The sequence below is a fragment of the Mesorhizobium sp. B1-1-7 genome (assembly GCF_006442705.1).
GTDB lineage: Bacteria > Pseudomonadota > Alphaproteobacteria > Rhizobiales > Rhizobiaceae > Mesorhizobium > Mesorhizobium opportunistum.
Genome location: NZ_VFWQ01000019.1, coordinates 35895 through 53157, shown reverse-complemented (window position 1 = coordinate 53157; position 17263 = coordinate 35895). Strand labels below are relative to the sequence as shown.

Sequence of the window (17263 nt, the reverse complement as noted above, 5' to 3'; positions counted from 1 at the left end):
AAGAAAGCGCAATGGCGAAGATACCGCGTTGCGCCATCTTGGCAAAAAATACGGCACGTTTGCGGCTATGACTATCGGCAGAGGATAAATCCTCCATTATTCCGGAGACGAAAGCCGGCCGCTCTCATCCGCCGCGCACCAGCCAGACGATGCCGACACCGATGGCGATCGCCACCAGGCCGCCGATCCGCAAGGCATTTTCCGGCATGGACAGCACCTCGCCCGCGAGCTTCCTCGCAAAGCCGGGGAAGCCGCCATAGACCAGGCCCTCTATGACAAGGACCAGGCCTATCGCCGCGAAGAAATCCTGCACCGGCCCGTTACTGGCCGGTGCTGGGTTGTGTCGCCGGCGCGGCGGGCGCCGGTGCCGGGTTTGCCGGCCCTTCCTTGCCGTCGGGATTGCGGAAGAAGCGGAAGAACTCGGAGCTCGGCGACAGCACCATCGTCGTCCCGGTGTTGTCCAGCGCGGTGCCATAGGCATTCATCGACCGGTAGAAATCGAAGAAAGCCGGGTCGCGCTGGTAAGCTCCCGCGAAGGTGGCGCTGCGCTGGGCTTCGCCCTCGCCGCGCAGGATCTCGGACTCCTTCTGCGCTTCGGCCACGATCTCGACGACTTCACGATCGGCGCGTGCCGTGATGCGCTGTGCCGCTTCGTTGCCGCGTGCCCGCAGCCTGGCGGCCTCGGCCAGCCGCTCCGCCTTCATGCGATCGTAGGTCTGCTGCGAAACCTCGGCCGTCAGGTCGGTACGGCGGATGCGGACATCCTCGATCTGCAGGCCAAGCGACGTGGCGTCGGGCCGGAGCTGATCGCGCACTTCGCGCATCATCACCGCACGCTGTTCCGAAAGCGCGGCCTCGAAGTCGCGCAGACCGTAGACGCGGCGCAAGGCAGCGTCGAGACGCGTTCTGAGCCGCGCTTCCGCCAGTTCGATCTGGCCGGACACGGCGGCACGGAAGACGCGCGGATCCGAGATGCGATAGGCGATGAAGGCATCGACTTCGTAGAACTTGCCGCCCGACACCTGGACGCGGATGTTGTCCAGGTCGAAGCGCAGCACCCTGTTCTCGATCAGTTGCACCGTGTCGGCGTCGAAGAACGAGAACGGCGCCTTGAAATAGATGCCGGGTTCGCTCTTCACGTCGACGATCTCGCCGAACCTCAACACCAGCGCCTGCTGGCGCGCATTGACCACGAAGACGGAGGAATAGATCAGGAACAGGATGACCGCCGCGATGGCGACGACGATGGGAAGACGGTTGGCCATCACTGGTTCCCTCCCGTGTTCGCGGCAGGCGCGGCCGGTGCCGGCGGCTTGGGCTGCAGTGCCGGGAGCGGCAGATAGGGCACGACACCTTGTCCGTTGCCCTGCTCGACGATGACCTTGCTCGAGTCCTTCAGAACCCTCTCCATGGTTTCCAGATAAAGGCGTTTGCGCGTGACATCGGGCGCTTTGACATATTCGTCGTAGACCGAGATGAAGCGCTGGGCCTCACCTTCGGCTTCCTGCACCACGCGGTTCTTGTAGGCGGCCGCGTCTTCGCGAACCTGTGCCGCCTCGCCGCGCGCCTGGCCAAGCTTCTGGTTGGAATACTGATTGGCCTGCTCGACGAACTTGTCCTCGTCCTGCTCGGCACGCTGCACCTCGTCGAAGGCGTCGGCCACTTCGCGTGGCGGTGCCGCATCCTCTATCGAGACGGCGTTGACGTTGAGACCGGCCTTGTAGCCGTCCAGCGTCGTCTGGATGATTTCGCGCACCGACGCCGCTATGCCCTGGCGGTCATCGCGGAAGATGTCCTGTGCCGGCCTGCGGCCCACGGCTTCGCGCATGGCGCTTTCGGCGACCTGCCGCAGCATGCCGTCCGGGTCGGAGACGTCGAACAGATAGGCCCGGGGATCGGACACCTGATAGGCAACCGAAAACTGCACGTTGACGATGTTCTGGTCGCCCGAAAGCATCAGGCCGTTGCCGCTGGTGTTGCCGCCGCCAATGTCGACGAGCTGCTCGGAAATCTTTGCAGTCTCGACGGTCTCAAGCGGCCACCAATGGAAATGCAGGCCGGGCTGCGAGAGTTCGGCCTTCGGCTTGCCGAAGCGCAGTTCGACCGCGACTTCGTCCGGTTGCACGGTATAGACCGCCTGGAACGCCCATAGAACGACCAGTACAGCGGCGATCAGCCCGAACACGGCCGGACTGGCGCCGCCACCGCCGGGCAGCGCGCGCCGCAGCCTGTCCTGGCCGCGGCGAATGATGTCTTCGAGGTCGGGAGGCGAACCCTGCGGGCCGCTCGGTCCCTTTGGCCCCTGCCCCCAGGGTCCCTGATTGTTGCCGCCGCCGCCCCACGGGCCGCCGCCTCCGCCACTCTTGTCGTTCCAGGGCATGAATGTCCTTTCGCTTGGAATTCCCTCAAGCGCCGGAGTTACGGCGCAAATCCAGTGTTGTTCTTCTATAGGGTCGCCACGGCACGCTTTCAACGCGATGCGCCGCCGACTTCGTCCGATTTGGACCGGTCGCGACCCTTTGTCGTCTTTCAATGCCCTTTTTGTCTATCAATGTATCTCGCGGCGGCGCTCGTAAACCGAATAGCGCGTCGCGTGACTGTCCTTTTCCCCTGCGGGAACCTCCTGCGCACTCACCATACGCCAGGATTTCGGGTCGATCGGCGGAAAATGCGCGTCGCCGTCGACGGCGGCCAGAACATGAGTGACATGCAGCCGGTCGGCCAGCGGCAGTGCCTGGGCATAGATCTCGCCGCCGCCGATGACGCAGACCTCGTCCACGCCCGTCATGCAGCGTCCGCGCACATTCGCCAGCTGGATCGCGGCCTCCAGCGTATGCGCCACCTCGACGCCCTCGGCGCGCCAGGCCTTGTCGCGCGTGACGACGATGTTCAGCCTGCCCGGCAGCGGCCGGCCGATGCCCTCATAGGTCTTGCGGCCCATGATGATGGGCTTGCCCATCGTGTCGGCCTTGAACCGCTTGAGATCGGTGGAGAGCCGCCAGGGCAGCCCGCCGTCCCGGCCGATCACGCCATTCTCGGCGATGGCAACGTAGATCGCGACATGCATCAGTTCGCGTCCCCGCCGCTGCTGTCCGACGGTTCAAGCAAGAGGATGTCGATGTCGTGCTCGGGATAGAAATCGTCAGCGGTCATCTCGAAGCTCGTCGGCCCAACCTTTTTGACATTGTCGCCGCAGAACGAGACCAGGGCCTTCGGGTTGCCCTTGTCGATGGTCAGCTTGAACTTGCCGATGGTACCTGCCGCCCAGTTGCCGCCCGTGGTCAGGATATAGGCGATGCGGCTTTCATAATATTTCGGGTAGCCGTCGGGGCTGTCCTTCGCAGCCTTCCGCACCGCTCTTTCGAACGTGTCGTCCATGCAGTAGCGGGTTTTGTAGGCCGCATATGCGCCCTGGAACTGGCCCTCGTTGAAAAAACTGACCGAAGAGGTGCCGCCGACGCTCGGTTTGTAGCGGTGCGCGACATGAACGTCCTTGTTGGCGGGAAAGGTCGAGCGCCACCAATAGGTCGAGCGCAGCTGCCAGAACGGCGCATAGCTGGACTTCATGCCGCTCCCGTCATCGGCGGTATCCTCGATGATGATGCCGCGATTGACCCAATCGTCCGCCACCGCTTGCGGCAGCTTCGCCAGGGCAGCCTTGGCCGCGTCGCCGAACGGATTGAACGGCACGTTCTGCGCCTTCAAATCGGCGCTGATATCGATGCCGAGCGCGAACACCTTCTGCTCGAGCTGCGGCTTTGCCGCGACACCGTCGATCGTCACCTCGAAGCCAAGGAAGTTGTCGCTCTGGTTCTCGGGAATGGCCGGCATCTCTTCGGGATTGCCGGAAATGTCGGGCATCGGGAAGGCGACGATCGCATCGACATCCTTGTCGGTGTTGTTGTGGAAGACGTAGTCGACCGTCACCTTTTCGGGTGAGATGAACAGATCCTCGCTTTGCATCGCCACGGCGTCACTGCGCGACAGGATCAGGCCGCCGGTGCCGAGTTCGGCCACTGAATCATTGGCAAAGGCTGGCACGGTCGAGAAGACCAGCACCGCGCTCAGCATATATCGCAACATGAAAGCTCCCTCGGCGAGAATGTCGCGATGACCCTAGCCGTTTCAACGTGGCGTTTCAAAGCCCTTCCATATCCCATGACCGCGCCACGATGTCTGGACTAACAGGCTCCGATCGGGCAGGAGTTCGCTTCATGCGCACGCTTCTCGTCATCGGCATCGGAGCCGGCAATCCCGACCACATGACCGTGCAGGCCATAACCGGCCTGAACCGGGCGGACGTCCTGTTTATTCCCGACAAGGGCGCGAAGAAAAACGACCTTGCCGACCTGCGGCGCGGGATCTGCGACCGCTTCGTCACCAACCCGAAGTCGCGCCGCGTCGAGTTCGACGTGCCGGTGCGCGCCGAGCCGGCGCCATCCTACCGCTCGACCGTCGACGACTGGCACGAAGCCATCGCTGCCATCTACGAGGGCCTGATCCGCGGCGAGATCGCCGAAGACGGCTGCGGCGCCTTCCTGATCTGGGGCGATCCCTCGCTCTACGACAGCGCCTTGCGCATCCTCGAGCGCGTGCGGCTGAGGGGCAATGTCGCCTTCGAACTGGAGGTCATCCCCGGCATCACCGCCATCCAGGCGCTGGCCGCCAGCCACAAGATGGCACTGAACCGCATCGGCGATTCCATCCTGGTCACCACCGGCCGCAGGCTTACCGAAGAGGGCCTGGCCGAAAATGCCGGCAGCACCATCGTCATGCTGGACGGCAAATGCGCCTTCAACACGCTGACCGACCAGGATGTCACCATCCATTGGGGCGCCTATCTCGGCACACCGGACGAGATCCTCATTTCAGGCCGCCTTGGTGACGTCGGCGCCAGGATCGAACAGACCCGCGAGGAAGCCCGCCGGCAAAAGGGCTGGATCATGGATACGTATCTGCTGCGCAAGCCAGGCGAATAGGAAGGCAGTAGGGCAGTAGGGCAGTAGGTGAAGGATTTTTTGTGCTGGAAAACAGCTACGGATTACCTCCCTACTGCCCTACTGCCTACCCAGCATCGATCTCCGCCTGCAGTGCCTCCATATGCGTCGCTGCCGCCGCGGCCGCCGCGCGCTCGATGGCGCGGAAACGGCTGACCACCGCCAGGCCGACCGCCGTCAGTTGCGCGCCGCCACCCTTGCGGCCGCCGGTCTGTGCCGAAACCAACGGCTTGCCGAACACGCGGTTCATGTCCTCGACCAGGTCCCAGGCATGTTTGTAGGACATCTCCATGCCGCGCGCGGCGGCCGAAATCGAGCCGAAGGAGGCGATCTGCTCCAGCAGCTCGATCTTGCCCGGGCCGATCCGACCGTCGGGATCGAGATTTATCCGCAAGCTCAACGACGGCATCTTTGCTCCTCCGCGATCACCATCTTGCCGTGGCGATACCGTTATTCCAAATCAACATAGCGCCGATCGCCGCGCCTGTCAGCCATCGACCTCGAACGGCAAACCGGCGCTGGTGTTGGCCCGATCGAAGCTCACCGTCTTGACCACCGCGAAAACCTTGCCGCCCAGCCGCAGCTTCAGCGCCTGCCGCGACTGCTCGGTGATGCGGGCAAGCACCGTTGCGCCATTGCAGTCGATGCCGACCTCGACCGCCGGCCCCTCGCCCGGGCTGATCGCCACGATCGTTCCGGGCAGGATGTTGAGCGCGCTGAGGCCCTTTGGTTGTTCGGTGGCGATCATGACGTCGCGGGCGCGGATGCGGATGCGCACCGGCGCTCCTGCCGTCACGGCCAATCGCGGCACGCGGATCTCGCCGGCGGCCGAGCCGAGCACGGTCATGCCGAAAGCCTCGTCATGGCGCAGCACCTTCGTGTCGAGCACGGCGCCGCCCTCGCCGCGCTCTTCCGCGGGCAGCAGGTCGAGCCTTTGCATGACGGCCTCGGTCGGGCCGCTGGCAACGACCTTGCCTTGCGCCAGCGTCACCACATCGCTGGCCAGCCGCGCCACTTCGACGATCGAATGGCTGACATAGACGATCGGGATCTTCGTCTCATCGCGCAGCCGCTCGATATAGGGCAGGATCTCGGCCTTGCGCGCCTCGTCCAGCGAGGCCAGCGGCTCATCCATGAGCAGCAGCCTGGGGCTGGCCAGCAGCGCCCGGCCGATCGCCACGCGCTGTCTCTCGCCGCCCGACAGCCTTGCCGGTCGCCTGTCCAGAAGCGGAGCGATGCCGAGCAGGTCGACAACCGCGTCCATGTCGGCGTAGCGCTCGCCAGCCGGCGTGAACCAGCGGCCATAGCGCAGATTGCCGGCCACGCTCATATGCGGAAACAGTCGCGCATCCTGGAACACCATGCCGATGCGGCGCCTGTGCTTCGGCACGAAAATGCCGGCATCCGTGTCGACCAGCGCGCGGCCGTCGACCTCGATGCGCCCCTTGCCGGGCCGGATCAGCCCGGCGATCATGTTGATCAGCGTCGTCTTGCCAGAACCGGACGGGCCGAACAGTGCCGTCAGCCGCCCGGCGCTCTCGAAGCGGGCGTCGATGGCGAAATCGCCGAGCCGGTGGCCGATGTCGACGAGGACGCTCATTCGATATCCATCCGCCGGCCGACGCGCCGCGCCAGCACTTCCGAGGCGACGAGCGCCGCCATCGAGATAACGATCGAGATCAGCGTCAGCCGCAGCGCTCCCTCATCGCCGCCGGGCACCTGCGTGAAGGTGTAGATCGCTGAAGGCAGCGTCTGTGTCTCGTTGGGGATGTTGGAGACGAAGGTGATCGTCGCGCCGAACTCGCCCATCGCCTTGGCGAAGGAAAGGATCGCGCCGGCGATCAGCCCGGGCAGGATCAGCGGCAGCGTGATGGTGGCGAACACCCACAACGGATTGGCGCCGAGCGTCCCTGCCGCCGCCTCGATTCTGCTGTCCACCGCTTCGATCGACAGACGGATCGCCCGCACCATCAGGGGAAAGCCCATGACGCCGCAAGCAAGAGCCGCACCCGTCCAGCGGAAGGAGAAAACAATGCCGAAATGCTCGGCTAGGAAGGCGCCGGCCGGCCCGCGTTTGCCGAAAGTCAAAAGCAGCAGATAGCCTGTCACCACTGGCGGCAGGATCAGCGGCAGGTGCACCAGCCCGTTGAGCAGCGTCTTGCCCCAGAATTCTCCCCGCGCAAGCACAAGCGCGATCAATATGCCGGGCGGCAGGCTGGCGAGCATCGCCACCGTCGCCACCTTGATCGACAGCCGGACCGCATTCCATTCGTCGGGAGTGAGGTCCAGCAGCCAGTTCATATTGCGATATCAGGGCCTTTTCAGAGTCAGTTGCTCGGCGTGAGCACGGTGAAGCCCTGCTCCTTGAAAAGCGCGCCGGCTTTGGCGGATTGCAGGCATTTCAGGAAGGCCGTCGTATCCTTGTCCTTCGAATCGGCGGTCTGGGCAACCGGATAGATGATCGGCGGATGCGAATCCTCCGGGAAGGTACCGACCACCTTGACGGCCTTTTCGGCATGCGCGTCGGTGGCATAGACGATGCCGAAAGCCGCTTCGCCCGTCGAAACCAGCTTCAGCGCCGCACGCACATTCTCGGCCTGCGCCACCTTGCCCTCGACCGAAGACCAGACACCGAGCGATTCCAGCGCCGCCTTGCCGTATTTGCCGGCCGGCACCGCCTTGACGTCACCCATGGCGAGCTTGCCGTCGCCAACCAGCCTGGCGAGGTCAAACCCCTTCTCGATCTTGGCTTTAGCAGTCGAATCTTTCGGCGCCACCAGCACGATCTCGTTGCCGAGCAGCTTCAATTCGGTGTCGGGCTTGATCAGCTTCTTGTCGGAGAGATATTTCATCCAGTCGAGGTCGGCCGAGATGAAGACATCGGCCGGCGCCCCGCCCTCGATCTGCTTGGCCAGTGCCGAGCTCGCCGCATAGGAGACGGTCGCGGCCTCGCCGACATCGGCCTCGCAGGCCTTGTTCACCGCGTCGAGCGCGTCCTTGAGGCTGGCGGCCGCAAACACCACGACCTTGTCTTCCGCGTGCGCTATTGGCACCGCCGCCATCAACGCCGCCGCGAAACCGCCAATGGCGATCGCCCGCAACCCCAGACCTTTGCGCTTCATCGAAACTCTCCCTGGTTTGAAATCCGTGCGGCTCAAGGCCTGACAACCGATATATCCGCATGAATATAACAAGGGAAGGCCCGACATCCTTCCCGATATCGATTGTTCTGGTAAAACGGGCAAAGAAAAGACTTGGAAAGGACCTTCGATGAAGATCAGCGCTCGCAATATCCTCAAGGGAACCATCACCGAGATCGCCAAAGGCGCCACCACCTCGCACGTCAGGATCGACATCGGCGGCGGCGCCATCGTCACCGCCTCGATCACCAACGAGGCCGTTACCGACCTGAAGCTCGAAAAAGGCAAGCAGGCCTACGCCGTGGTCAAGGCCTCGGACGTGATGGTCGGAGTAGATTGAAGCCGCGGTTCAGACCGCGATGGGCGCCTTGATCGACGCGTCGGCGACGTAGTTTTCCAGCCGGAAATCCTCGAAGCGGAAGGCGAACAGGTCCTTCACCTCCGGGTTGATCCACATTGTCGGCAGCGCCCTCGGCGTGCGCCGCAACTGCTCGCGCGCCTGCTCGAAATGGTTGGAGTAGAGATGCGCGTCACCCAGCGTGTGGACGAAATCACCCGGCTTCAGCCCGGTCACCTGCGCCACCATCAGCGTCAGCAAGGCATAGGAAGCGATGTTGAAGGGAACACCGAGGAAGATGTCGGCGGAGCGCTGATAGAGTTGGCAGGAAAGCCGGCCCTCGGACACGTAGAACTGGAACATGCAGTGGCACGGCGGCAGCGCCATGGCCTCGACCTCGGCCGGATTCCAGGCTGAGACGATCAGTCGCCGCGATTGAGGATTGCGGCGTATCTCCTTCAAAAGATTCGCGATCTGGTCGATCGAGCCGCCATGGCCGTCCGGCCAGGAGCGCCATTGCTTGCCATAGACCGGACCGAGGTCGCCATTCTCGTCGGCCCATTCGTCCCAGATGGAAACGCCGTTGTCAGTCAGGTATTTGATATTGGTGTCGCCGGCCAGGAACCACAGCAGTTCATGGATGATCGACTTCAGGTGCAGCTTCTTGGTGGTGGTGACCGGGAAGCCGCGCGCCAAATCGAAACGCATCTGGTAGCCGAAGACGGAACGCGTGCCGGTGCCCGTGCGGTCGCCGCGATCGGCGCCGTTTTCCAGCACATGCTGCAAGAGGTCGAGATACTGGCGCATCGGTTCCGGCTCGATTCGAGTGTGCAGGCATTATAGCTGCCGGACAGCCCGTCGAACACAGCAAAACGACGGGCGTCGCTTGCACCACCATTCTTCCCAGCGTTTGTGCCGCCCCTCATTGCCCTGCCGGGCATTTCTCCCCGTATAGTGACGGGGAGAAAGGTGCTGGCCGCAACGCTGGCGCCCTACTTACAACGCTCGAGATTGGCGAAAACGTCAAAGACAGCGCCCTTCTCCCCGTCACTATACGGGGAGAAGATGGCGGCAGCCAGATGAGGGGCGGCGCTGACGCCTGGTGAAGTGAAGGTCAACCTGAACCGACTGCCCAGCCCCGCGTCAGCCAGTTGGTGCGATCGTCAGAGCGAGCCGAGCTTGCCCAGATCCTTGGCCACCAGATAGTAGAAGGTCACGCGGCTCTTGGTGTTGTCCGCGTGCATCGCCGTGCAGGTCTTCTGGATCGCGGCGTCGGCTTTCGCGGCATCGCTGACGCCGAGTTTCTTGGCGACCCAGCTCTCCCGGACGCGTTCGAGTTCCTTCGGGTCCGTGCAGGACACCAGCGAGGAATCGCGGTTTCTCAGCGCGATGCCAAGGTGCTTGACGATCTTTTCGACCGCGGCGGCGTTTGCCGCGGTGTCATACTTCTTCACATCCGCAAGATAGTCGGCCATCAAAATTCCCCTCGTCGGCGCCACCGATCCGATCGATGAGGGCTGTGGCGCGCTTCGCAATCTGTGCGCTTGGTCGATAACTCCTCACCGCGGCAAAGCTTCGGTTGAGACCGTGCCCAAGTCAACCCTCGGGCGTCGCGATTTGACACACCGACAAAGCACCATTGCGCCCTTTCATTTCTGGCGGCAGCCCCCTATATTCGGTTTGTCGGCTTGACCGACTATGGCGATAAATGGGCGATGAAATAAGCCGTTCGGACCCGGGGGCGGTACCCGGCGCCTCCACCAAAAGCCGCTGTTAGGACAGAGCGGTTTTTGCTGGGGGCGAAATAGGATCGACGAAGGTGTAAAGATCGTACTTTTGCCCGGCATTGTACCACCGTCATCGGGCTAAACTTATAGTTGCCAACGACAACTATGCGGAAGCACGTCTCGCTGCTTAATGCAGTGCGATAGCTTCAAATCAAGCCCTAGGGGTTCGCACTTCTAGGCGGGGTTCGGAGGTACCTGGCAACAGAAACCTCCACTTCTCCCCCTCTCGACATCCGACACGCGCAACGGCAAGTCCGCGCCGGCCTTTGTCCGGCCCGCGTGACCCGAGCCGTGGCGCCGGGCGCCTCTCTCCCATAGGCAAAAAAATGCAAAACGATTCGGATCGATTCTTCGTGCTGACCGGCGGCCCCGGTTCAGGCAAGACCACCCTGATCGAAGCCTTACGTCAGGCAGGCTATGCGACATCCATCGAGGCCGGGCGTGGCGTCATCCGCGACCAGTCGGCCATCGGTGGATCCGCCCTGCCCTGGCACGATCGCGCCCTGTTCGCCGAACTGATGCTGTCATGGGAGATGCGCTCGTATCGGCACGCGATCGAACAGAAGGGGCCGGTCTTCTTCGATCGCGGCGTGCCCGACACGCTTGGCTATCTCCGGCTGATCGGCTTGCCGGCGCCGGAGCATATCAGCGCCGCCGCCAAGCACTTCCGCTACAGCCCGCGCGTCTTCGTCGCCCCGCCTTGGCCGGAAATCTTCGCGCAGGACGAAGAGCGTAAGCAGACGCTCGACGAGGCCGAGCGCACCTATCATGCGCTGGTCGGCGTCTACGGGGAATTGGGTTATGAACTGGTTCCGCTGCCCCTGGCGCCAGTCGAAGCGCGGCTGCGCTTCGTATTGACCGAGACAGGATTGGTATGAAAAAAGCCGGGAAAACCCGGCCTTTTCATGTGCTTGCGAGCAGTGCCTATTCGGCCGGCGCTTCGACCGCCTCACGCGAGCGGCCGAGCGTGATCTTGGCTAGCGTGAAGGAAATCACGGCGCACAGCGTGATGCCGGCGACCATCGGCAGCGGCGTGCCGTCGAAGAACACGCCGGCGACGCCCATGGCCAGCGCGCCGATGGCGAAGTGGAGCGTGCCCATCAGCGCCGACGCCGTGCCGGCGATCTCGCCATGCTCTTCCATGGCCAGCACCGACGTGGTCGGGATGACCAGGCCGAGGAAGCCGTAACCGACGAACAGCAGTGCCGCCATCACGTCGAGCCGGTCGACGCCGGTCGCCATCACCGCGAACAGCACCACCATCGTCGTCGCATAGCCGGTCACCGCGACACGCACCACGCGCCGCAGCCCGAACCGCTCGGCCAGCAATCCCGTCAGCTGCGACATGCCGATGAAGGCCACCGCGTTGATCGAGAAGAACACGCTGTAGACCGAAGGCGACAGCCCGTAATGGTCGATCAGGATGAAGGACGAGCTCGACAGGTAGACGAAGAAGCTCGCAATGCCGAAGCCTGCGATCGCCACCAGGCCAAGGAAGTTGCGGTCACCCATCAGGAAGCGGTAGCCGGCAAGCGCGGTTCCGAAGGAGGAACCGACGCGTTCCTCCGCCGGCCGCGTCTCCTTGAGCGAGGTCGCGAGCAGGATCGTGGCAAGGGCTGCGGCGCCGGTCACCGTCCAGAACACGGCGCGCCAGCCGAAACTCTCGATGATCTGGCTGCCGGTCAGCGGCGCCAGGATCGGCGACACCGAAAACACCAGCATCAACAGCGACATTAGCTTGGCGGCCTCATTGCCCGTATGCAGGTCGCGCACGATGGCGCGCGGCACGGCCATGCCGGCGCTGGCGCCAAGCCCCTGCAGGAAGCGGAAGGCGATCAGCCACTCGATGGTCGGCGCCATGGCCGAGCCGATACCGCCGACCATGAACAGCGCAAGCCCGCCATAGAGCGGCAGCTTGCGGCCGACCATGTCGGAGATCGGCCCGACGACGATCTGGCCGAAGCCCATCGACAGGAAAAAGATCAGCAGGCTCATCTGCACGGCGGCCGTGCTGGCATGCAGATCCTCGCCGATCGACGGCAGGGCCGGAAGATACATGTCGATCGCGAACGGGCCGATGGCGGACAACAGGCCGAGCACGACCGCGATGCGGAGGAATTTGGGACTCATGATATTGGCTTCTTTCGAATCTGGTTGCCGCCGCCAGGCGACGTCTAACCCTAGGACGTTCCATCCCACGGGATTCCGACTCTCCGAGAGCGAATTCCTTTCGCCTCCCAGGAGTGAAATCCCTTTGTATCGTGTCCACAAATTTAGACACTCTTGTCTAAATCGTCAATCACCTCTATATAGATTTTCATGAGACTGGGCGTTTCTCCTGACACTTTCCCGCCACGCGGCCATGAGGCCAAGCGCATATCGATCGTCGATGCCGCTGCGGGCGTGTTTTGCCGCGAGGGTTTCGCCGGCGCCAATATCGACCTGATCTCCGCCGAGGCCGGCGTATCGCGTCAAACCGTCTACAACCACCATGGCGACAAGGAAAAGCTGTTCATGGCGGTGGTGCGCGACCTCACCGAGCGCTGCAACGCCGGTATTTTTGCCACCATTGCCACCTTTCCCGACCAGCCCGGCGATCTCGAAGCGGACCTGATCGGCTTTGCCGTGCGACTGAACCAGAATTGCATCTGCAACCGCGACGGAAAATTCCTGCGCAAGCTGATCCAGACCGAAGGCGAGCGCTACCCGGAACTTTTCGCCGAGTGGCGCGAACAGGGACCGGGCCGGACATGGCCGGCGATTGCTGCCCGCTTCGCCCGCCTTGCCTATGGCGGATACCTCACGATCGAGGATCCCGACGTGGCGGCGCGCCAGTTCCTTGGCCTTGTCAACGCCGAACTGCAGACAACGTTCATGCTTGGCGGCACGCCGGGCGAAGACGAGGTTGTGCAATCGGCAACGAATGGCGTGCGCACCTTCCTGCGCGCTTTCGGCAAGCGCCCTTCCCCGACCGGCGTCAAGAAGCACGCTGCGCTGGCTAACGCCTGACATTTTGGGATTGCCGCGAAGCCGGCTTGCCGATCAAATCGTTCGCAATAACTCTGGCTTCGGCGCGGCGGCGGTCTATATGCGGTTTACGCCGCGCTCAAGCTTGATTACAGCTATGCGGACGATTCAACGGAACCCGACCACCACATGGCCGACGACCATATCCGCTACGACATTCTGGCCCAGGAGGCGTTGCGCGGCGTCATGCGCAAGGTCCTGGCCGAGGTCGCGCGCACCGGCCTCCCCGGCAACCATCATTTCTTCATCACCTTCCTGACCGGCGCGCCCGGCGTGCGCGTGTCGTCGCGCCTGCGCGAGCGGTATCCCGAGCAGATGACCATCGTCATCCAGTTCCAGTATTGGGACCTGAAGGTGACCGACACTGGTTTCGAGGTTGGCCTGTCCTTCTCCGATGTGCCGGAGAAGCTCGAAATTCCGTTCTCCGCCGTGCGCGGCTTCTACGATCCATCGGTCAACTTCGAGCTCGAATTCGACGTCAAGACCGAAGGTGCGGCGACCGAGGAACTGGAAGACCAGGCCACGCCCGAACCGCTGACCATAGTCTCCGAGAAAAAGACCAAGGCCGAGAAGAAGGCTGCCGCCGAGCCGGAGAAGAAGCCGGCCGCGGGCGACGCCGCCGCCAAAGGCGCCGAAGTGGTTTCGCTCGACGCTTTCCGCAAGAAATAAGCCCACGGTTCGCGCCATGGCCGACATCGTCAACCTACGCCAGGCTCGCAAGCAGAGGGCGCGGGACGAGAAGCTGCGCGTCGCCGAACAGAACCGGGCGCTGCACGGCCGTTCCAAGGCGGACAAGCAGCGCGACCGGCTGATCGCCGACAAGGCCGACAAATTCGTCGCCGGCCATCGCCTCGAGCCGTCCGACAGCGACGACCAATGAGCGTCCGGCCATGAGCGTCCGACCGTGAGCGTCGTCGAAAAGCGCTCCGTGACCATTCGCGGCCATCGCACCAGCTATTCCCTCGAAAAGCCCTTCTATGACGATCTCGTCGCCATCGCCGCGGCCAGGAAGCTGACGCTTGCCGCTCTCGTCGCCGAAGTCGACGAGACGCGGCCGCGCGACACCAACCTGTCCTCGGCGCTGAGGCTGCATGTCCTGGAATGGGCGAAGCGCGGCGCCTAGCCTTCCTCCACAGCGTCCGCCTTTTGCCTGCGCCTGCCGCCGAAGCCAAGCAAGGTCGAACGCTCACGCTCTTCCGCCTGTTTGCGAGACCGCACGCGCATCAGATCCTTCCAGCCGACATAGCCCACCAGTTGCAGGCCTTCGCGGGTGACGACCGGCAGATGCGACACGTTGGCGGTCAGCAGCTTGTCGGAGAGGCCTTCCAGATACTCGTCCGGATAGGCCAGCGTCACCTTGCTCCCGGCAAGCAACGCGCCGAGCGTCGTGGTGCGGTGGGTTCCGGCGCGCCGCCAGCGCAGGATCGCCGGCGGATCGATGAGGCCGAGCACATGCCCGTTCTCGTCGATCACCGGGAAGCTCGGATGCCGCGTTTCCGGTGCGGTCAGGAAGGCCGCAGCGCCATGCAGCGTCATCGTCGCCGGTACGCTCTCGACCTGCGTGGTCATCACCTCGCGCACCCTGGTCAGTGCAAAGGGATCGACGCGATATTCGCGCACCAGATGGTGCCCTCGCCTCGCGATCTTCTCGGTCAGGATCGAACGCTTCATCAGGAGCACGGTGACGGCGTGCGCCGCCGCACAAGCCGCGATCAGCGGCACCAGCACATGGGTGTTGCCGGTCAACTCGACAGCGAAGAAAGTGGCTGTCAGCGGCGCCCGCATCGTGCCGCCCATGGTGGCAGCCATCGCCAGCAGTGCCCAGAAGCCCGGATCCGCCGCCGGCAGGAAACCGGCGAGCACCGCCCCCATCGCCCCGCCCATGATCAACAGCGGCGCCAGCACGCCCCCGGACGTTCCCGAACCGAGCGCCACTGACCAGATGATGGCCTTGACCACCAGCAGGAGGAGTGCGGCGGTGGCAAGCGTGTGGCCGTTCAGCATGTCCGAAATGTTGTCATAGCCGACGCCGAGTGCCCGCGGCTCGATCAACCCGCCGATGCCGACCACCAGGCCGCCGATCATCGGCCACCACATCCAGTGGATGGGCAGTTTCTGGAAGGCGTCCTCGCAGGCATAGACCATCTGCGTCAAAAGCCCCGACAACAGGCCGGCGCAGATGCCGACCAGAACCCAGCCGCCAAGCCCGGTGAACGAGACCGCCATGCCGCCCTCGAACGGGAAGATCGGCCCGGGCAGATGCAGCAGGGTGCGCTCGACCTCGGCGATGATTGCCGCGACTGCGACGGGAATGAAGCTGCGCGGCGTCCATTCGAAAAGCAGCAGTTCGACCGCCAGCATGATGGCGGCGATCGGCGTGCCGAACACGGTCGTCATGCCGGCCGCGGCGCCCGCCACCAGCAGCGTCTTGCGTTCATTGTCGCTGACCGGCAGCATCTGCGCGATCAGCGAGCCGATCGCGCCGCCCGTCATGATGATCGGGCCTTCGGCGCCGAACGGACCGCCGGAGCCGATCGAGATCGCCGACGACAGCGGCTTCAGGATCGCCACCTTGGCGTCGAGTTTCGAGCGCCCGAGCAGGATCGCCTCGATCGCTTCGGGAATGCCGTGGCCGCGGATCTTCTCGCTGCCGTAGCGCGCCATCAGGCCGATGATCAGTGCGCCGACAACCGGAACGAGGACGGCGGCAAGCCCAAGCGGCGTATCCTGCAGCTTCAGGTCGGCAAGCGAGAACTGGCCGAAATAGGCAATGTTGGTGGCAAGCCGGATCAGCTTCAACAGCACGATGCCGGCAAACAGCCCCGCTGTCGCCACCACGACGGCGATGGCGGCAACCAGCAGCACTCTGGCATCGGTGGTAAAATCCCTGAGATGATCGGGATTGGGTTGATGGGTCTTCATGATGGTTTGCTTCCTGGCACCGGGCCGTATCTCGCACGCGCGGCACGGTCGAAGCGGCCAGCCGGCTTTGTCGGTTGGCTATGTATCGTAACACGATATAAATATTCAAGCGGGTTCTGCTCGAAATCCGTTTGAGCTTTCGCCGGAAACCGAACAAATATCCGCTATGACGCAGCCCAGGAAATCACGCCCCGCCATCAAGCAGTCCGACTACCAGCGGCTGTCGGAGTTTCGCTACCTGATCCGCCGCTTCCTCGAATTCAGCCAGATCCAGGCCGAAGACGCCGGCCTGACGCCGCGCCAGCACCAGGCGCTGCTGGCGATCAAGGGTTTTCCGGGCGGCGGACCGGTGACGGTCGGCGATCTGGCGGAGCGGCTGCGCATCCGCCACCACAGCGCCGTCGAACTGGTCAACCGCCTCGGCGAGGCGGGGCTGGTCGTACGCGACCAGGACAAGGACGACCATCGCCGCGTGCTGCTGCGGCTGACCGAGCGCGCCGACGATTGCCTGGCCGAGCTGTCGGCGGTCCATCTCGACGAACTCTCGCGCATAGAGCCCATGCTGCGGCGCCTGCTCGATCGGGACGGCGAGTGATGCTCGAACGTCTTGCGCGGACGGCGCCTATATTTTCACGACGCCCCGCATCCTTTGGCCTCTCCGCAACGTCTCGGTGGTGAGAGCCCGAAAAGGGGCGCGTACAATCCAGAGGAAGGCCAGAGATGAAACGCCATCTGATACGCTACAAGACGAAACCGGAACGGGCCGACGAGAACGAGCGGTTGGTCAAGGCCGTTTTCCAGGAGTTGCACGACAAATCGCCGAACGGCGTTCGCTATATGACATTGCGCTCCGGCGACGGGACATTCGTCCATCTGGTCGAGACGCAAACCGATGCCCATGCCGACATCATCACCGGACTGGCCGCATTTGAGGCATTTCAAAACGGCATCCGGGATCGTTGCAGCGAACGTCCGCAGCGCGACGAGATGACCGTGGTGGGCAGTTACCGGATGCTGGATGCGTAACCGAGGACGTCGCAGGATGGGAGACGC

The 17263-nt window shown here is 63.6% G+C and carries 22 protein-coding genes and 1 other RNA gene; 10 read left to right on the top strand and 13 right to left on the bottom strand.

Annotation, left to right across the window (positions count from 1 at the left end):
- Positions 1-124: 124 nt before the first annotated feature.
- The 5 genes from FJ978_RS27260 to FJ978_RS27240 all read right to left on the bottom strand — a co-directional run bounded on the left by FJ978_RS27260 (position 125) and on the right by FJ978_RS27240 (position 4083).
- A complete protein-coding gene (locus FJ978_RS27260; protein ID WP_013894746.1) occupies positions 125-313 on the bottom strand; it encodes a DUF2065 domain-containing protein in 189 nt (62 codons plus the stop codon).
- 7 nt (positions 314-320) lie between these two features.
- Positions 321-1265, bottom strand: coding sequence for a protease modulator HflC (locus FJ978_RS27255; protein WP_013894745.1), 945 nt, complete (start codon positions 1263-1265; stop codon positions 321-323).
- Positions 1265-2380: an FtsH protease activity modulator HflK gene (gene hflK, locus FJ978_RS27250; protein ID WP_140575610.1), complete on the bottom strand. Its 1116-nt coding sequence runs from the start codon at positions 2378-2380 to the stop codon at positions 1265-1267. Before hflK ends, FJ978_RS27255 begins: the two co-directional genes overlap by 1 nt.
- A gap of 168 nt (positions 2381-2548) precedes the next feature.
- Positions 2549-3067: a dihydrofolate reductase gene (locus FJ978_RS27245; protein ID WP_140575606.1), complete on the bottom strand. Its 519-nt coding sequence runs from the start codon at positions 3065-3067 to the stop codon at positions 2549-2551.
- Complete coding sequence (locus FJ978_RS27240; protein ID WP_140575603.1) at positions 3067-4083, bottom strand: DUF4424 domain-containing protein; 1017 nt, start codon at positions 4081-4083, stop codon at positions 3067-3069. The genes FJ978_RS27245 and FJ978_RS27240 overlap by 1 nt, the downstream gene beginning before the upstream one ends.
- Before the next feature lie 131 nt (positions 4084-4214).
- Between FJ978_RS27240 and cobF the strand changes: the two genes are divergently transcribed.
- Positions 4215-4979, top strand: a complete 765-nt coding sequence (gene cobF, locus FJ978_RS27235) for a precorrin-6A synthase (deacetylating) (RefSeq protein WP_140575599.1) — start codon at positions 4215-4217, stop codon at positions 4977-4979.
- Positions 4980-5064: 85 nt separating this feature from the next.
- On the opposite strand, the gene FJ978_RS27230 is transcribed toward cobF, so the two are convergent.
- From FJ978_RS27230 to modA, 4 genes are all read right to left on the bottom strand, one after another.
- On the bottom strand, positions 5065-5406 hold the full coding sequence (locus FJ978_RS27230) for a winged helix-turn-helix domain-containing protein (protein WP_023765062.1): 342 nt from the start codon (positions 5404-5406) through the stop codon (positions 5065-5067).
- Positions 5407-5484: 78 nt separating this feature from the next.
- A complete protein-coding gene (modC, locus tag FJ978_RS27225) occupies positions 5485-6597 on the bottom strand; it encodes a molybdenum ABC transporter ATP-binding protein (RefSeq protein ID WP_140575595.1) in 1113 nt (370 codons plus the stop codon).
- On the bottom strand, positions 6594-7298 hold the full coding sequence (gene modB / locus FJ978_RS27220) for a molybdate ABC transporter permease subunit (protein WP_140575592.1): 705 nt from the start codon (positions 7296-7298) through the stop codon (positions 6594-6596). Before modB ends, modC begins: the two co-directional genes overlap by 4 nt.
- 26 nt (positions 7299-7324) lie before the next feature.
- A complete protein-coding gene (modA, locus tag FJ978_RS27215; protein ID WP_140575589.1) occupies positions 7325-8119 on the bottom strand; it encodes a molybdate ABC transporter substrate-binding protein in 795 nt (264 codons plus the stop codon).
- Positions 8120-8267: 148 nt separating this feature from the next.
- Here modA and FJ978_RS27210 point away from each other — a divergent pair, with 148 nt between their 5' ends.
- Complete coding sequence (locus FJ978_RS27210; RefSeq protein WP_013894736.1) at positions 8268-8477, top strand: molybdopterin-binding protein; 210 nt, start codon at positions 8268-8270, stop codon at positions 8475-8477.
- A gap of 9 nt (positions 8478-8486) precedes the next feature.
- Here the strand turns inward: FJ978_RS27210 and FJ978_RS27205 are convergent, their stop codons facing one another.
- Both FJ978_RS27205 and FJ978_RS27195 read right to left on the bottom strand, forming a co-directional pair.
- Positions 8487-9281 carry a thymidylate synthase gene (locus tag FJ978_RS27205; RefSeq protein WP_013894735.1) on the bottom strand — a complete coding sequence of 265 codons (795 nt, stop codon included), beginning with the start codon at positions 9279-9281 and terminating at the stop codon, positions 8487-8489.
- 356 nt (positions 9282-9637) lie between these two features.
- Positions 9638-9949, bottom strand: a complete 312-nt coding sequence (locus FJ978_RS27195; RefSeq protein WP_013894734.1) for a DUF2853 family protein — start codon at positions 9947-9949, stop codon at positions 9638-9640.
- 168 nt (positions 9950-10117) lie between these two features.
- On the opposite strand from FJ978_RS27195, the gene ssrA reads away from it, so the two are divergent.
- Positions 10118-10477: a transfer-messenger RNA gene (ssrA, locus tag FJ978_RS27190) on the top strand.
- Between the two features lie 110 nt (positions 10478-10587).
- Positions 10588-11139, top strand: a complete 552-nt coding sequence (locus FJ978_RS27185; protein ID WP_140575587.1) for an AAA family ATPase — start codon at positions 10588-10590, stop codon at positions 11137-11139.
- A 46-nt stretch (positions 11140-11185) separates the two neighbouring features.
- Here FJ978_RS27185 and FJ978_RS27180 read toward each other — a convergent pair whose 3' ends face one another.
- The gene (locus FJ978_RS27180; protein WP_013894732.1) at positions 11186-12391 is read right to left on the bottom strand and encodes a multidrug effflux MFS transporter; all 1206 of its coding nucleotides are present in this window, start codon (positions 12389-12391) and stop codon (positions 11186-11188) included.
- Between the two features lie 189 nt (positions 12392-12580).
- On the opposite strand from FJ978_RS27180, the gene FJ978_RS27175 reads away from it, so the two are divergent.
- The 4 genes from FJ978_RS27175 to FJ978_RS27160 all read left to right on the top strand — a co-directional run bounded on the left by FJ978_RS27175 (position 12581) and on the right by FJ978_RS27160 (position 14411).
- A complete protein-coding gene (locus tag FJ978_RS27175; protein ID WP_013894731.1) occupies positions 12581-13270 on the top strand; it encodes a TetR/AcrR family transcriptional regulator in 690 nt (229 codons plus the stop codon).
- 147 nt (positions 13271-13417) lie between these two features.
- Positions 13418-13957, top strand: coding sequence for an SspB family protein (locus tag FJ978_RS27170; protein WP_013894730.1), 540 nt, complete (start codon positions 13418-13420; stop codon positions 13955-13957).
- Positions 13958-13973: 16 nt separating this feature from the next.
- Entirely contained in the window at positions 13974-14168 is a 195-nt protein-coding gene (locus FJ978_RS27165) for a DUF4169 family protein (protein ID WP_013894729.1), read from the top strand.
- A 24-nt stretch (positions 14169-14192) separates the two neighbouring features.
- Positions 14193-14411 (top strand): ribbon-helix-helix domain-containing protein, encoded by a 219-nt coding sequence (locus tag FJ978_RS27160; protein WP_013894728.1) that lies wholly within the window; start codon positions 14193-14195, stop codon positions 14409-14411.
- On the opposite strand, the gene FJ978_RS27155 is transcribed toward FJ978_RS27160, so the two are convergent.
- Complete coding sequence (locus FJ978_RS27155; RefSeq protein WP_013894727.1) at positions 14408-16210, bottom strand: chloride channel protein; 1803 nt, start codon at positions 16208-16210, stop codon at positions 14408-14410. The two genes, FJ978_RS27160 and FJ978_RS27155, sit on opposite strands and share 4 nt — an antisense overlap.
- Before the next feature lie 166 nt (positions 16211-16376).
- On the opposite strand from FJ978_RS27155, the gene FJ978_RS27150 reads away from it, so the two are divergent.
- The gene (locus FJ978_RS27150) at positions 16377-16805 is read left to right on the top strand and encodes a helix-turn-helix domain-containing protein (RefSeq protein WP_181176844.1); all 429 of its coding nucleotides are present in this window, start codon (positions 16377-16379) and stop codon (positions 16803-16805) included.
- Between the two features lie 125 nt (positions 16806-16930).
- Positions 16931-17236 carry a hypothetical protein gene (locus FJ978_RS27145; RefSeq protein WP_013894725.1) on the top strand — a complete coding sequence of 102 codons (306 nt, stop codon included), beginning with the start codon at positions 16931-16933 and terminating at the stop codon, positions 17234-17236.
- The last annotated feature ends 27 nt before the right edge of the window (positions 17237-17263 follow it).

Coding starts and splice junctions, on each gene's coding strand:
- FJ978_RS27255 (WP_013894745.1), bottom strand. CDS start 1,265: ATGGCCAACCGTCTTCCCATCGTCGTCGCCATCGCGGCGGTCATCCTG.
- hflK (WP_140575610.1), bottom strand. CDS start 2,380: ATGCCCTGGAACGACAAGAGTGGCGGAGGCGGCGGCCCGTGGGGCGGC.
- FJ978_RS27245 (WP_140575606.1), bottom strand. CDS start 3,067: ATGCATGTCGCGATCTACGTTGCCATCGCCGAGAATGGCGTGATCGGC.
- FJ978_RS27240 (WP_140575603.1), bottom strand. CDS start 4,083: ATGTTGCGATATATGCTGAGCGCGGTGCTGGTCTTCTCGACCGTGCCA.
- cobF (WP_140575599.1), top strand. CDS start 4,215: ATGCGCACGCTTCTCGTCATCGGCATCGGAGCCGGCAATCCCGACCAC.
- FJ978_RS27230 (WP_023765062.1), bottom strand. CDS start 5,406: ATGCCGTCGTTGAGCTTGCGGATAAATCTCGATCCCGACGGTCGGATC.
- modC (WP_140575595.1), bottom strand. CDS start 6,597: ATGAGCGTCCTCGTCGACATCGGCCACCGGCTCGGCGATTTCGCCATC.
- modB (WP_140575592.1), bottom strand. CDS start 7,298: ATGAACTGGCTGCTGGACCTCACTCCCGACGAATGGAATGCGGTCCGG.
- modA (WP_140575589.1), bottom strand. CDS start 8,119: ATGAAGCGCAAAGGTCTGGGGTTGCGGGCGATCGCCATTGGCGGTTTC.
- FJ978_RS27210 (WP_013894736.1), top strand. CDS start 8,268: ATGAAGATCAGCGCTCGCAATATCCTCAAGGGAACCATCACCGAGATC.
- FJ978_RS27205 (WP_013894735.1), bottom strand. CDS start 9,281: ATGCGCCAGTATCTCGACCTCTTGCAGCATGTGCTGGAAAACGGCGCC.
- FJ978_RS27195 (WP_013894734.1), bottom strand. CDS start 9,949: ATGGCCGACTATCTTGCGGATGTGAAGAAGTATGACACCGCGGCAAAC.
- FJ978_RS27185 (WP_140575587.1), top strand. CDS start 10,588: ATGCAAAACGATTCGGATCGATTCTTCGTGCTGACCGGCGGCCCCGGT.
- FJ978_RS27180 (WP_013894732.1), bottom strand. CDS start 12,391: ATGAGTCCCAAATTCCTCCGCATCGCGGTCGTGCTCGGCCTGTTGTCC.
- FJ978_RS27175 (WP_013894731.1), top strand. CDS start 12,581: ATGAGACTGGGCGTTTCTCCTGACACTTTCCCGCCACGCGGCCATGAG.
- FJ978_RS27170 (WP_013894730.1), top strand. CDS start 13,418: ATGGCCGACGACCATATCCGCTACGACATTCTGGCCCAGGAGGCGTTG.
- FJ978_RS27165 (WP_013894729.1), top strand. CDS start 13,974: ATGGCCGACATCGTCAACCTACGCCAGGCTCGCAAGCAGAGGGCGCGG.
- FJ978_RS27155 (WP_013894727.1), bottom strand. CDS start 16,210: ATGAAGACCCATCAACCCAATCCCGATCATCTCAGGGATTTTACCACC.
- FJ978_RS27150 (WP_181176844.1), top strand. CDS start 16,377: ATGACGCAGCCCAGGAAATCACGCCCCGCCATCAAGCAGTCCGACTAC.
- FJ978_RS27145 (WP_013894725.1), top strand. CDS start 16,931: ATGAAACGCCATCTGATACGCTACAAGACGAAACCGGAACGGGCCGAC.